Origin of the sequence: Vibrio sp. 1F263 (assembly GCF_041439035.1) — a bacterium.
In the GTDB taxonomy this organism is placed as follows: domain Bacteria; phylum Pseudomonadota; class Gammaproteobacteria; order Enterobacterales; family Vibrionaceae; genus Vibrio; species Vibrio tasmaniensis_A.
The window spans coordinates 221,360-234,582 of the sequence record NZ_JBGONI010000001.1 but is presented as its reverse complement, the minus strand read 5'-3'; the positions used below and the strand labels follow the sequence as shown (position 1 = coordinate 234,582).

10 protein-coding genes are annotated in these 13,223 nt (G+C 44.4%); 3 read left to right on the top strand and 7 right to left on the bottom strand.

The features are described 5' to 3' along the window. Nucleotides 1-93: 93 nt before the first annotated feature. From ACED25_RS00985 to sodB, 3 genes are all read right to left on the bottom strand, one after another. Nucleotides 94-777, bottom strand: coding sequence for an SDR family oxidoreductase (locus ACED25_RS00985; protein WP_371694435.1), 684 nt, complete (start codon nucleotides 775-777; stop codon nucleotides 94-96). A gap of 278 nt (nucleotides 778-1,055) precedes the next feature. Next, complete coding sequence (locus tag ACED25_RS00980; RefSeq protein ID WP_009848716.1) at nucleotides 1,056-1,559, bottom strand: VC2046/SO_2500 family protein; 504 nt, start codon at nucleotides 1,557-1,559, stop codon at nucleotides 1,056-1,058. Nucleotides 1,560-1,806: 247 nt separating this feature from the next. After that, a complete protein-coding gene (gene sodB, locus ACED25_RS00975; RefSeq protein ID WP_004734050.1) occupies nucleotides 1,807-2,391 on the bottom strand; it encodes a superoxide dismutase [Fe] in 585 nt (194 codons plus the stop codon). 269 nt (nucleotides 2,392-2,660) lie between these two features. Here sodB and ACED25_RS00970 point away from each other — a divergent pair, with 269 nt between their 5' ends. Together ACED25_RS00970 and ACED25_RS00965 are read left to right on the top strand one after the other, a co-directional pair. After that, a complete protein-coding gene (locus tag ACED25_RS00970; protein WP_009848715.1) occupies nucleotides 2,661-2,999 on the top strand; it encodes a Grx4 family monothiol glutaredoxin in 339 nt (112 codons plus the stop codon). A 99-nt stretch (nucleotides 3,000-3,098) separates the two neighbouring features. Beyond that, nucleotides 3,099-3,728, top strand: a complete 630-nt coding sequence (locus tag ACED25_RS00965; protein ID WP_009848714.1) for a DsbA family protein — start codon at nucleotides 3,099-3,101, stop codon at nucleotides 3,726-3,728. A gap of 42 nt (nucleotides 3,729-3,770) precedes the next feature. Here the strand turns inward: ACED25_RS00965 and ACED25_RS00960 are convergent, their stop codons facing one another. The 4 genes from ACED25_RS00960 to rnt all read right to left on the bottom strand — a co-directional run bounded on the left by ACED25_RS00960 (nucleotide 3,771) and on the right by rnt (nucleotide 12,121). Then, complete coding sequence (locus ACED25_RS00960) at nucleotides 3,771-8,156, bottom strand: transporter substrate-binding domain-containing protein (RefSeq protein ID WP_371694434.1); 4,386 nt, start codon at nucleotides 8,154-8,156, stop codon at nucleotides 3,771-3,773. A gap of 46 nt (nucleotides 8,157-8,202) precedes the next feature. Then, complete coding sequence (locus tag ACED25_RS00955; RefSeq protein WP_231847883.1) at nucleotides 8,203-9,546, bottom strand: response regulator; 1,344 nt, start codon at nucleotides 9,544-9,546, stop codon at nucleotides 8,203-8,205. Nucleotides 9,547-10,085: 539 nt separating this feature from the next. Continuing rightward, nucleotides 10,086-11,411, bottom strand: a complete 1,326-nt coding sequence (locus ACED25_RS00950) for a Na+/H+ antiporter family protein (protein ID WP_012603527.1) — start codon at nucleotides 11,409-11,411, stop codon at nucleotides 10,086-10,088. A 65-nt stretch (nucleotides 11,412-11,476) separates the two neighbouring features. Next, entirely contained in the window at nucleotides 11,477-12,121 is a 645-nt protein-coding gene (rnt, locus tag ACED25_RS00945; RefSeq protein WP_029222960.1) for a ribonuclease T, read from the bottom strand. A 188-nt stretch (nucleotides 12,122-12,309) separates the two neighbouring features. Here rnt and ACED25_RS00940 point away from each other — a divergent pair, with 188 nt between their 5' ends. Further along, entirely contained in the window at nucleotides 12,310-13,191 is an 882-nt protein-coding gene (locus ACED25_RS00940) for an OmpA family protein (RefSeq protein ID WP_012603529.1), read from the top strand. Nucleotides 13,192-13,223 lie beyond the last annotated feature (32 nt).

Sequence of the window (13,223 nt, the reverse complement as noted above, 5' to 3'; positions counted from 1 at the left end):
GGAAATTCAAAGCCCCAACCGAAAGGTTGGGGCTTTTTTTATGTGAATTGAAATAGGTTTGTTTTTATTATCCATTTACACCTATGCAGACGCTTAAACCTCCGCAGCTACAACCCGTCCACTAAAGTAATCATTAGAGACAATGTATTCCGTTGTTCTGGTCAGTTCGTCTTGCAGTTGTGCCCAGTGACACCCATTGAGTTTGCCTTCGGAGTTATGAACGGCAGGGACAACACCGCCGACTCGAATACCAAATGGCGTCAGCTCTTTCGCCCAGCTATGGGTAAAGCCGGTAATCATGGAGTTTGCGCTCTCTAAGCCGGACACATCATGAAAGTCATCATGAGATATTACATTCACAATCACGCCTTCTTTATCCTGTTCACGTAACCTCTCTGCACTGATTTGCCCAAATGCGAAAAGGGTCGATGCCATAGCTGAGAGATCATTGATAAAGCTACTGACAGGCTGATCGCCAATTAGACTAGGCATTGGGGAACTTATCCAATTGTTGACCAGAACATCGGGTGTAGTGTTAAAGGTGGCTTGAATAAAATCAAATACGCTGAGGATAGATTGGCTGTCACTCCCTTCGAGCGTGTAATGATAAACTGAGTCTGAAAATCGGGAGCATTGTAAATATGTCGCCTGAAGTGCTTTTGCGTCTTTATCACAAAGGATGACAGTGGCTCCAAGGTTAACAAAGTGGTTCGCAATCGTTCCTCCCAATCGCGAGCCGGCAGATGTTACCAATATAATTGAGCTTTTTATTTCCATCCCAGTACCTAAGCAAATCGTCCATGTTGGATAAGGATGGGTTAAATTTCATACAGTGGGTGTGAATTGGCTCAAACTAAGGTGTACCCATTGATAACTTTTTATGAACTTTGTGGCAGGTCACATTTTGCAGTAACTTCAAGTGTTAACCGACATCTCCGGTTTTGATGATGACCAAAGGTGATGGTTCATATTGCCTACATCAATCATTCAAAAAGCGAGATCGGACAAATAGTAGTCGTGAATATTGAGCGAGAAAGAGGAATGCTAGGCAGCGGCTATACTTGCGCCTGAATCTGATACTGACGTTGAGCTGTCGACAGCTCGTTGTAGAGTGTCGCATTTGGTAAATCAGGTAACTGTTTACTTGCCAGTTTACGCCTGTCATGACCAGAAAGGTTTTGGTAAACCTCTTCAGGGAAGTCGGCGGTATCTTCTGGCATGAAAGCAAGTGCTTCAGGCTTCAAGTAGTGGCTTAGCTTGGCGCTGGCAAGGCTAGCTTGATGAAAGTGATTCGATTGTTGCGCTGAAATTTCATACGACGATTGGTTTGAACGCAGTTGTTGCGGTTCTGCTACGCCAAATTGCTTACGTAGGCGATCTTCAGTCGTTTTAGTGACGTCAATGGTGTCGATGGGAGTACAGTCGCGAACATCATTAGAAAACATAGATAACAGCAACGCAAAATCTGCACGGCGACCTTGCTCAACCGCTTGGCTGATCCCGATGCCGAACTTCAGTTCGTTGATGATTCCTGCTTTGTCTAAAGTATGTATTTGCATGCTGCCTCTCATTGGATACACCTTTAACGGCATGGAGTTGGCAAACTTTAGAGTTAAATTACAGGCAAATAACGAATTTATGTAGGGCGATTGAGAAAGGTAAGAATAGGTTGAAAAGTAGGCTCGATCTGCTAGTTCGTTTCGCAATGTTCGCATTGATTAGAATACGACAGATACAAAAAAGCTCACGCCGAGGCATGAGCTTTCAATAGATAACTTGCTATAAATAGCGCAGCGTAAGTAATAATTACTTAGCTAGGTTCTCTTCTACGAAAGACCAGTTTACTAGGTTCCAGAATGCAGCCATGTAGTCAGGGCGAACATTGCGGAAATCGATGTAGTAAGCGTGTTCCCATAGGTCAACAGTTAGAAGTGGAGTAACACCTTCTTCTGTTAGAGGAGTCGCAGCGTTAGAAGTGTTAACGATGTCTAGAGAACCGTCAGCTTTCTTAACTAACCAAGTCCAAGAAGAACCGAAGTTGTTGATTGCTGAATCAGTGAATTTCGCTTTGAATTCTTCGAAAGAACCGAATGCAGCGTTGATCGCTTCTGCAACCGCGCCTGTTGGTTCGCCGCCTGCTTTAGGAGCAAGACAGTGCCAGTAGAACGTGTGGTTCCAGATTTGAGCAGCGTTATTGAAAACACCACCAGTAGAAGTCTTAACGATTTCTTCTAGTGTTTTGCCTTCAAACTCAGTACCTGGGATAAGACCGTTTAGCTTAACAACGTAAGTGTTGTGGTGCTTACCGTGGTGGAAATCTAGCGTTTCTGCTGAGATGTGTGGTTCTAGCGCGTCTTTCGCGTAAGGAAGAGCCGGTAGTTCAAATGCCATTGCTCAATTCTCCATTGATATGAAAGAGTTAACTCTTTCGATTGCTTCCAGTGATATTATTATTCATGGCTCGCTATATTGCCAACCACGGTCAATTTGCTGACTTGCGATATAGTTTAGCAAGTTTTTACTTTATTAAAAGCTTAATTCATCACTTTTGTGTGAATTGTTAGCTTAACTGGTTAACCTCTTTTTTTATATGGTTTTTATTCTTTTGGTTTGGGGTAGAATAAAGGCAATGAAAGCCGTAATCCATTAACGAGGAAGCAATGGAAACTATCGATAAAATCAAACAGCAAATTGAAGAAAACACTATTCTACTGTACATGAAAGGTTCTCCTAAGCTACCTAGCTGTGGTTTCTCTTCTCAAGCGTCTCAAGCGCTAATGGCATGTGGTGAAAAATTTGCTTACGTAGATATCCTACAAAACCCTGATATCCGTGCAGAGCTTCCAGCTTACGCACAATGGCCAACCTTCCCACAACTTTGGGTTGAAGGTGAGCTAATCGGTGGTTGTGATATCATTCTTGAGATGTTCCAAAAGGGTGAGCTTCAGCCAATCGTTAAAGAAGCCGCTGCTAAAGTAGCTGGCGACGACGCTGAGTAAGCTTTAGGCCTTGGTGCTTAAATATTGAATGGAAGGGGCCTTAATTAGGCTCCTTTTTTCGTTTGAATGGTTCAACAAAGACTCGATAAGGAATGAACAATGAACGTAAAACTTCATTATGTGCATGATCCAATGTGCAGCTGGTGTTGGGGCTACAAGCCAACGCTTGAGTTATTAAAACAACAATTGCCAGCGAGCATTGAGTTTAGCTACGTAGTCGGTGGTTTGGCTCCGGATTCTGAAGAGCCGATGTCAGAAGAGATGAAAGGCAAGCTTCAAGCGATTTGGAAGCAGATTGAAGCTAAGCTGGGTACGGAATTTAATCATGAGTTTTGGACGGAATGCCAACCAGTTCGCAGCACTTACCCTGCGTGTCGTGCAGTGATCGCTGCTGGTTTTCAAGATCACTACGAAGCAATGCTTGAAGCGATCCAACACGCTTACTACCTTCGTGCGATGCTGCCTCATAGCCAAGAAACGCATTTGCAGTTAGCTCAAGAGCTAGGGATGAATGTACAACAGTTTGAAAATGACCTTTCTAGTAAGCTATTGGAAAGCGAGTTAGATGATCAGTTAGGTTTCAAAGAAGCGATGGGTGTGCATTCTTACCCAACCTTAATGCTTGAGGTAAACGGTATCTTTAGTGAAGTTGAATTGGATTACCATTCAACTGAAGCGACACTTAAGTCTATTCGCGAAATTCTAGTGAATAACGCTCCCGCTGTATAATCCAGCGAGAGCTGTCTGTATTGACGCAATAACCTCTAAGGCTTACTCATAAGAGTAAGCCTTTTCTTTTGTCTGACGTAGTTGGTTTATCTCCTCTGTAAACCGTTCGAATGTGTTAGTTGCTTCCGAGATTGATGCTTCAATTTCTGATTCGACTTGATCTAAGTCTGTGGCTTCGGCTACTAGGCCGTTTGCTTGTGCTTCAATGATTGCGAGCGGAGAAGCAATCGCGTCACATGCCACCATTTTAGCGGCACCTTTGAGTCGGTGTGATGTGGTTTTTAGTCCCTTATATTCCTTATTAGCCCACTGCGCTTTTATCTGTTCACTATCTGCAATAAAACTTGCGGCAAACTCGTCGAGTAAGGTCATCACCACATCGTGATCTTCAAATAGATCGTAGAGCGCAGTGTAGTCGATGATGGGGCTATTGGTCTCGTTGAGTGAATCTTGAGGGACAGTGGTGTCAACATCTTCGATTGTCTCTGAGTTGTTATTTTCTGCCGATTCCGCAAAGCTCTGTTCAATGCCTTGGAACAGCATCGAAAACTCATTGGTTTCTTGAGCTGCAGGTAAAGCGTTTGACGAAGAGCTTGTGTTCTGATTTTGCGAGTCTGGCTTTTCTGCATCAGAAATATCGGTTTCAAGCGTCGGATCTAAATCGTGGATTGCGGGTAGCCATTTTTCAATGGTCAGCTTCATTTGCTTAATGGAAACAGGTTTAACTAGGAAATCATCCATGCCGTGTGCATAACAGTTGGCATCTTCACCCTGAACCGCATTCGCCGTCAACGCGACGATAGGCAACTTTTGAGTTTCTTGATTTAGTTCTTCATTGCGTTGTTCTATCTGACGAATGCTTGAGGCAAGCGTGTAACCGTCCATCTCCGGCATATGGCAATCGGTGAGAAGCAAACCATAACGTTTATTTTTTAAAGCATTCAGCGCTAGCACTCCGTTATCGAAAATATCAGCGTGGACACCAATACTCTCAAGCTGCTTGGCGATGACTTGCTGATTGATCGGGTGGTCTTCCGCAACAAGAATCAGTCGGCCATTACTCTCGGCTTGTTCGCGAGTCTCGATGGCGATAGGCGCTTTGGTTTCGTTGTCTAATGATGAGAGTAGATTGTTGTGACTGACGGGTTTCGTTAAAACATGAACAAGGTTATCGGGCAGCAGCGGATTTACCGACAAGCACCAAGAGTTACCTAAAGGCTCTGGTGAGAGCATTGGGTTTTGGTTGATTACGGTGAAGCGTGTTGAACCCGTATGCTGCTGAATCCATGCGTCGGTAATCGCCAGTTGCTGCCAAACCGACATCGCTACAAAGATATGTTTTGGCTGATGTTTAACGACTACCTCTTTGAGCAAGTGCTTTTGATTAATGTGCAGAACCTTGGGTTCAAGATCGAAGTGTTTCAAATATCGACACAGCTCTTCTTGTTGCAGAACGTAGCCAACAACGTATACCTCGCTTGAGTGATTACCGACATCTAGCTCAATAGAATTCTCACCCTCTGAAGGAAAAATCAGCGTTTGTCGTAGAACCAAAGCGTTGCTTACTGCATGTTCAGGAGTACAAGTTGGGAGGGTAACGGTAACCGTAAAGTGGCTGCCTTTTCCTTCTTCACTCGACAGTTCTATGTTGCCATCCATCTGTTCTATCAATTTCAAAGCGATAGACAGTCCAAGCCCTGTGCCACCAAAACGGCGGCTAGTGGTTTTGTCGACTTGTTCAAAAGGTTGGAACAAGCTTTGTTGTCTGTCTTTCGGGATGCCGATGCCCGTGTCGGAAACCGTTAGGCTAATTTTCTGCTGATGTTCGTTCTGCTCAATCACATCAATATGCAATGAAATAGTGCCATGTTCGGTGAACTTAATCGCATTGTTAAGGAAATTGTTTAGAATCTGATGGAGTCGTATATCGTCTGCAAACAACCACTGAGCGAGGTTTGGGTCTTGCCAATAGTGGAAGGCTAAGCCTTTTTGCTGTGCATGAATGGATTGCGGTTGCACGATACGGGCGAGTACTTTGCCGAGCTCAATTTCGGTCGGGTTAAGATCCAGTTTTCCTGCTTCAATCTTGGAGTAATCGAGTACGTCATTAACGATGTGCAGTAAGTTCCGAGCTGACTGATTCAATCCACCGTGTAAGTTCAGTAACTCTTCACTCAGCTGATGTTCCTGCATTAATTCCAACAGCCCTAAGATCCCACTAATCGGGGTGCGAACCTCGTGGCTAATGGTCGCTAAGAATTGCGACTTTGCAGCCGTTGCACTTTCTGCTTTTTGGCGTGCGTTGTCTAAAGCTTGCTGTTGTTTTTTTAGTAGGGTGATGTCTGTTATCACCGTATTCCACTCAATGGTTTTGCTGTTGGATACTTGGCTATTAAATTTCACCCATTTAGTTTGACCTGATTCTAACTGCATTCGCTGTTCATTTTCCCAATGCCCGGTTTCAATAGCTTCCAGCATACTGGTTTCAAACAGGGGCAAGTCATCCTCTGCGATCAGGCCAAACAGACGTTGAGGGTGCTCTTTTACGTTATCCACGGATAAGCCGAACATATCGCTTACACCTGCACTGACAAAGCTAAACCGGATATCTAAAGGCTGTCGAGGGTGCGTTTGAATATGTTTAAGCACGACCCCATCAATGTTGTCGGCCAGCGTTTGCAAATGGGCTTCTGCTGCTTTTGCTCTCTGCTCGGCGATCTTTCGCTGCTCGATTTCAGCCGCCATTTTTCGGTTCCAAAATACGATCACGAAAATGACCACAAAGATTCCAAGCCCGATGATCACCGACCATTTAGCGACTTCGCGTGGTGATAAGCCTTCTTGGTATTCATAGGTTAACCATTTGTTTTCCAAGCGCTCTAATTCATTGGCAGGCAGTGCTCCAATGGTTTTGTTGAGAATACTCAACAGCATGGGATGGCGGAAGTTCACTGCGAGAGCTAGTGGTGCGCTGTTTTGCTCATTAATGGTGCCAGTGATTTTGAATTGCCCTACATAGTCTTGATGCAATAAAGGTGCAGCATGATGAAGTGAAGCAAGCGCGAAACTGATGTCGTCTTTCTGTAATGCTTGGAAAGCGCTGACGTGATTGATGTAAGGGACGGCTAGGCAAGTAAGGCAGAGAGAAGGCAGAACTGTTGATCCTCCAGAATTTTCAATCACACCAACAGCTTCGGTGCCACTTGGCGCAAAGTTGCCTAAGCGATCAGAGCGACTCAATAACACCCAAGGTTCAAAACTGTAAGCTTGAGTGAAGTCCATGTATCGGGCTTTATCTGTGGTTGGTGTGATGTTGGTTAGCACCATTGTCTCACCATTATTGAACGCGACCTCGGCCGCTTCTGGTGTTAGGTAAGTGGTACTTTCGAATGACACGCCAAGCACATTACTTATTAGGTTTAAGATGTCAGCAGATAAGCCTGAGTGTTGCTGTTGCTCATTGGTAAAGTCGTAAGGGTACCAATTGGAGTGTGTGCCTACGGGGATGGAAGGGTTGCTGTCGAGCCAGTTCTTTTCATCTTGGGTTAAATTCAATGTTCCATAGTTCAGCAGCATCGAATGTTGCGATGGAGCAAGCCATTGATTGTAAATAGATTGCAGTGAACCTTCCTTAATGTCCTGTAAAGCGAAATTGATTCGGCTAAGCAATCTGTGCTTTCCTTTTTTGACCGCGAAATGCAAGTGATCTGCGGGAAGGTCAGGAAGTACAGATAATGTTAGTGAGTCTCGAGGCTGTTCTCGTAATAACGCAGAAAGTGCAAGCGCATCGCCAATGTACGCATCCACGCTATCCTCCTGAATTGCCGTGAATGCCGCTTGCGTACTGTCTAATGTGGTAATTTGACTATCAGGAAGCAGACTAGGAAGAAGATCATTGAGCGCAAACCCTTTCTCCAATGCTAGGTTGGCGGTTGCCAACGCACCTAAATCGTTTATTTTTCTATTTTGGGTAATCACCGCTCGTCTTATGGAAAACATCGGCTCACTAAAAGTCATGTAATTATGGCGCTCCTTGGTCGAAGAGACACCGACTAGCAGATCTAATTCACCTCTTTCGAATGCACTCAGTACATCACTAAATGTTGAATACAACTTAATCTGATATTGGAAACCTGCATTTACTGCTACCTGATCCAACATACTGATGAGTAGCCCTTCAGAAACAGTGTTGCCTGAGGGAGTCTTATGTTGATAGCTGTAGGGGACCATGTCGTAAGAAGGCAGACCAACCCGCAATATGACTTGGTCTTTCGATGAGTTCTCGGTTTTGATTGCTAAGGAGCTAGCGGGTGATGTGCTCCCTGGTGGGGTGTTTTCGGCAAAGGTCAGTGGCCACATCAACAGTGAAAGACAACTCAATAAAAAGGCGACACACCACGTTTTCGTTTTTGAAGCGCTGTTTTGCATAAAGACATCCTGTCGTTTGCTTGCTGATTTTAGAGTATCGCCATGCTTAACTAACGGCAGCCAAAGGGGCTTTAGTTAGTGTGGGGAGTGAAAAATTATCAGCTTGCTGCAATGCCATACGTTGAAGTAGAGCAAGGTTCGTGTGATCCGCTTTTAAATGAACGTCAATTTGGCGCTTTATTTGAACGACTTTGTCTTGTAATCCTAAGGCTTGATAACACAGCGCCAACAAGAAGAACGCGTCGACATCATTGCCTGAAAACTCGTTTATCGAAATACTCTCAATGCACTCTGTCGCAACCTCATGTTGATCGAGTTGAATCAGTTGTAAGGTACGACAAAGCTTTAGAAGCGGCTTGCTCAATGCGTAAGACTTTTCAGAGTGAGAAAGCCTCTGCCAAGTCGCTTCAGGTTTCCAAAGTGTTAGTTCTTCGTGGGTGAGCGCCAAACTATCCGCCCATAAGATGAGTGCTCGCTTACCTGTAGAATCCCAAATTGAGTGAGGAATGAGTTGTGCGAGAGATTTGAGATGTTGGGTCGCTTGTGTGACATTTTTATCTAGCAACTGCAACCAGACCATGGTGTTGGTTAACTCAATATTACTGCTGTTCACTGTGAGTACTTGGTCAATCAGTTCGCTCGCGGATTCGAAATCACTGGTATTGAGACAGATCTTGACCTTAAGTTGCTGAAGTTTGATATTGCGAGGGTTACTTTCTATTAGGCCATCGATTTGACGGAGTGCGTCGTGATAGTGCTGCTTGAGGATATGTATTTCAATGAGCTTAACTTTAGCAGGCAGGTAATCATGGAGCTGCAATAGCCCATTCAACATGGCTTGTGCGTCATCGAGTTGTTGGTTTTTTATCAGAATATTCGCCATATAAATAATGGCATCTTTCAGTGTCGACGGGTCAGGGGCTTTGCCAAAGAGTGGCTTTACCGCATTGAGGCCATTCTTTAAAAAGGCCTGCTCTAATGTCGAAAAGTATTGCTGCCGAGAGAGTGCGGATGTGACTCTTTTTATGATGTCATCTGCACGTATTGGCTTAATCAAATAACCATCAGGTTCTAAGTTAGCATAACCAAAGAAGGTATCTTGGCTGTCATTGCCTGTGACGATAAAGACGATCGTTTGTGGCCTGATTAATTCTTTTTGCTGCAAGAACTCAAGCAACTGCAAGCCATTGCTTCCTGAGCCTAAATCGTGGTCAATTAATAAGATGTCGAATCGATGTGCGCGACAAGCCTCAATCGCGTTTTGTGCATTGGATGCGCTAATCACATTGTTGTTAGGCACGCCTAACTTGATAAGTAGTGCGCGGGTAGCACTTTGAATGACGCTGCTGTCATCAACGATGAGGTAGCGCGATCGGGCGAGTATATCCATATAGTAGCCTTCTGACGTATTGAGCCTTGCCACTTTGTCGTCTATGAATTAGCGGCTTATTTATTAAACACTTAAGTGTAGGAGTGAATTCAATGAATAGCCACAAGTTGCACATCAATACGTACGGAATAATGTATAGGGAGTGATGTTGGTTCAGAAGGTTAGCGTGTTTCTAAAGTTAGAAATAAAAGGGGAAAGAGGTTAGGATCTGTTGACCTTTCGCGGTTAAATTTTGTTCGGCTAGAATCGTTTTAGGCGCGGCAAGGAGTATGTAGCCTAGTCACTCTAAGTAAATACTTCTTAACAAAGCATAAAACGATTCTAGCCGAACCCTTCGGGCAGCCTTTGTGGTTCATTTCTACTGCGTTATCGGCTTCTCATGTAGGCTAGCTACACTTCAAAGCCTCTGCCTTGTAGCCATTTCCCACAAAGCGCTGCAAAAATCAGCTCGAAAGGTCAACAGACCCTATATACAAAAAAGACCGCACGAGGCGGTCTTTATAAAAGTTAGCGTAGGACTCTTTAACTACAGAACCTAATTACAGAACCATGGCTGCAATCCAACCGAATACGATCAGTGGGATGTTGTAGTGTAGGAACGTCGGTACTACGGTTTCCCATACGTGCTCGTGTTGACCATCAGCATTAAGACCCGATGTTGGACCTAAGGTTGAGTCAGAAGCTGGAGAGCCAGCATCACCAAGCGCTGCAGCTGTACCTACTAGAGCGATCGTTGCCATAGGTGAGAAACCAAATGCTGCTGCTAGTGGAACGTAGATAGTTGCAAGGATTGGAATCGTAGAGAACGAAGAACCAATACCCATAGTTACCAATAGACCAACAATTAGCATAAGCAGTGCCGCTAGAGGCTTGTTGTCACCGATGCTGGTTGAAAGCGCTTCAACCAAAGATTCAACGCCACCAGTTTGCTTCATTACCGCTGCAAAACCTGCCGCTGCAATCATGATGAAACCGATCATTGCCATCATGTGAACGCCCTTAGTGAAGACATCGTGTGTCTCTTTCCAAGCGATTACACCACCGAAGGTGAATACCATGAAACCAGCCAAAGCACCGATGATCATAGAACCTGTCGATAGTTGAACCGTTAGTGCAGCAACAATACCCGCAGCAGCCACTAGGATGTGCTTCTTGTTGATCTCTTTCACTTCGGTTGAAACAACAGTATGAGACGTTTCTTTGTATTGACGTGGCTTACGGTAAGTAAAGAATACTGCCGTAAGAAGACCAAAGATCATACCAGCTGCCGGTAACAACATCGCCATTGGTACTTGGCTTGCTACTACGTTTTCAAGACCGTTGTCGTGAAGGTTTTTAAGCAGGATGTTGTTTAGGAAGATGCCACCAAAACCGATAGGTAGAACCATATACGGAGTAATCAGGCCAAAAGTAAGTACACACGCAACCAGACGACGGTCTAGGTTCATTTTTGCGAATACGCCTAATAGAGGTGGGATTAAAATTGGGATGAAGGCGATATGCACAGGAATCACGTTTTGCGAAGACATGGTCACTAAGATCAAAGACGCAAGGATGCCATATTTTAGACCATTAGATGCCGCACTGTTCTCTTTGCCGTGAATGCGCTTAATGACGCTTTGAGCAAGTAGATCTGTGATACCAGAACGAGAGATAGCAACAGCAAAGGTACCAAGCATTGCGTAGCTAAGTGCGATAGTTGCACCGCCACCTAATCCACTTTCGAACGCTGCTACAGCATCGTTCACACTCATACCAGAGGCTACGCCACCGATAATTGCGCTGAACGTGAGAGCCACGACAACGTTTACGCGCATCAAAGCTAAAACAAGCATGATGCAAACTGAAATTACAACAGGATTCATATTATTCTCGGGATGTTGTGTTTTTTATGAAGGCAATACGAGTGAACGTTTACCGACTCTATTTTTTATTCTTCGTCAACAAGAGGCCAACCACCAAGGGCTTTCCATTTGTTTACTATGCCGCAAAATAACTCTGTGGTTTTTTGCGTATCATACAAAGCAGAGTGTGCTTCTTTGTTGTCAAATTCCATCCCCGCAGTGCGGCAAGCTTTAGCCAAAACGGTTTGACCGTAGGCAAGACCACTAAGGGCTGCAGTGTCAAAAGTTGCAAATGGATGGAAAGGGACGCGTTTAAGCTTACAACGCTCACTTGCTGCATTAACGAAGTTTAAATCGAACGTAGCATTGTGAGCGACCATGATTGCGCGACTGCAATCTGAAGCTTTTTGTTCTTTTCTCACCAGCTTGTAGATTTCTTTAAGGGCTTCTTGTTCCGACACAGCACCACGTAATGGGCTAAATGGGTCTTTAATTCCGTTAAAGTCTAATGCTGCCTGCTCTATATTTGCGCCTTCAAAAGGCTCAATGTGAAAATGAAGCGTTGATGCAGGGTGCAGATCTCCGTTCTCATCCATTCTTAGTGTAATGGCACAGATTTCTAATAATGCATCGGTTTCAGCGTTAAACCCTGCGGTTTCCACGTCGATGACCACTGGGAAATAGCCACGAAAGCGTTTTTTAAGGGTCAGAGCTTCGTTTTCTACAGTCATGTTAGCCCAAATATGTGTGATTAAGGCAGCATTATTGCAGATAATAGCAGTGATAAAAACTAGGGAAGGGCAATAAATCATAAATTAGCCGACCTATTTCGGCTTGATAATTGCATATTCAAACGTGATGGAAAAATGCGGCAATTGGCTGCATTGTTAAACGAATTGCTTAAGAGATACTCCACTTTATGAAGAAACAACTCATAACAGGTTCAATGCTATTTTCGCTACTTATGTCGTCATCGGTATTGGCACAAGAAAAGCGTTACGGAGCATCTCCTCTACAGTCGACGTGGGAGATGGTGGCTAACACGCCACTAGAATGTCGCTTGGTTCACCCTATCCCCAACTTTGGTGATGCTGAGTTTTCATCTCGCGCGAGTAAAAAAATCATTTTGGATTTTGAGCTTAAAATGCGTCGCCCAATGGGGGCGACACGCAATGTAAGCTTGATCTCTATGCCACCAGCTTGGCGTCCGGGCGAAAGTGCTGACCGCATGACGACCATTAAGTTCTTCCAACAATTTGATGGCTATGTTGGTGGTCAAACCGCTTGGGGTATTTTGAGTGAGTTGGAGAAAGGGCGTTACCCGACATTCAGCTATCAAGAGTGGCAGAGCCGAGATCAGCGAATCGAAGTTGCACTATCATCGGTATTATTCCAAGAAAAGTATAATGTGTTCAGTGACTGTATCGCCAACTTATTGCCTTACAGCTTCGAAGATATCTCTTTTACTATCTTGCACTACGATCGTAACAGCGATCAGTTGAATAAGTCTTCACGTAAGAGACTCAGCCAGATTGCCGACTATGTTCGCTATAACCAAGACATCGACCTTGTGCTGGTGGCTACATACACCGATTCCGTCGATAGCAAAGGTATTAGCCAGAATCTTTCAGAGCGCAGAGCGGAATCATTAAGAGAGTACTTTAAATCTCTAGGCTTGCCAGAAGACCGTATTCAAGTACAAGGTTATGGTAAGCGTCGTCCAATTGCTGACAACAACTCGCCAATTGGTAAAGACAAAAACCGACGTGTTGTTATCTCTTTAGGTCGCACACAGGTTTAAGCTGAACAATAGCTCGTTTTGAAATGACAAAG

Coding starts and splice junctions, on each gene's coding strand:
- ACED25_RS00985 (WP_371694435.1), bottom strand. CDS start 777: ATGGAAATAAAAAGCTCAATTATATTGGTAACATCTGCCGGCTCGCGA.
- ACED25_RS00980 (WP_009848716.1), bottom strand. CDS start 1,559: ATGCAAATACATACTTTAGACAAAGCAGGAATCATCAACGAACTGAAG.
- sodB (WP_004734050.1), bottom strand. CDS start 2,391: ATGGCATTTGAACTACCGGCTCTTCCTTACGCGAAAGACGCGCTAGAA.
- ACED25_RS00970 (WP_009848715.1), top strand. CDS start 2,661: ATGGAAACTATCGATAAAATCAAACAGCAAATTGAAGAAAACACTATT.
- ACED25_RS00965 (WP_009848714.1), top strand. CDS start 3,099: ATGAACGTAAAACTTCATTATGTGCATGATCCAATGTGCAGCTGGTGT.
- ACED25_RS00960 (WP_371694434.1), bottom strand. CDS start 8,156: ATGCAAAACAGCGCTTCAAAAACGAAAACGTGGTGTGTCGCCTTTTTA.
- ACED25_RS00955 (WP_231847883.1), bottom strand. CDS start 9,546: ATGGATATACTCGCCCGATCGCGCTACCTCATCGTTGATGACAGCAGC.
- ACED25_RS00950 (WP_012603527.1), bottom strand. CDS start 11,411: ATGAATCCTGTTGTAATTTCAGTTTGCATCATGCTTGTTTTAGCTTTG.
- rnt (WP_029222960.1), bottom strand. CDS start 12,121: ATGACTGTAGAAAACGAAGCTCTGACCCTTAAAAAACGCTTTCGTGGC.
- ACED25_RS00940 (WP_012603529.1), top strand. CDS start 12,310: ATGAAGAAACAACTCATAACAGGTTCAATGCTATTTTCGCTACTTATG.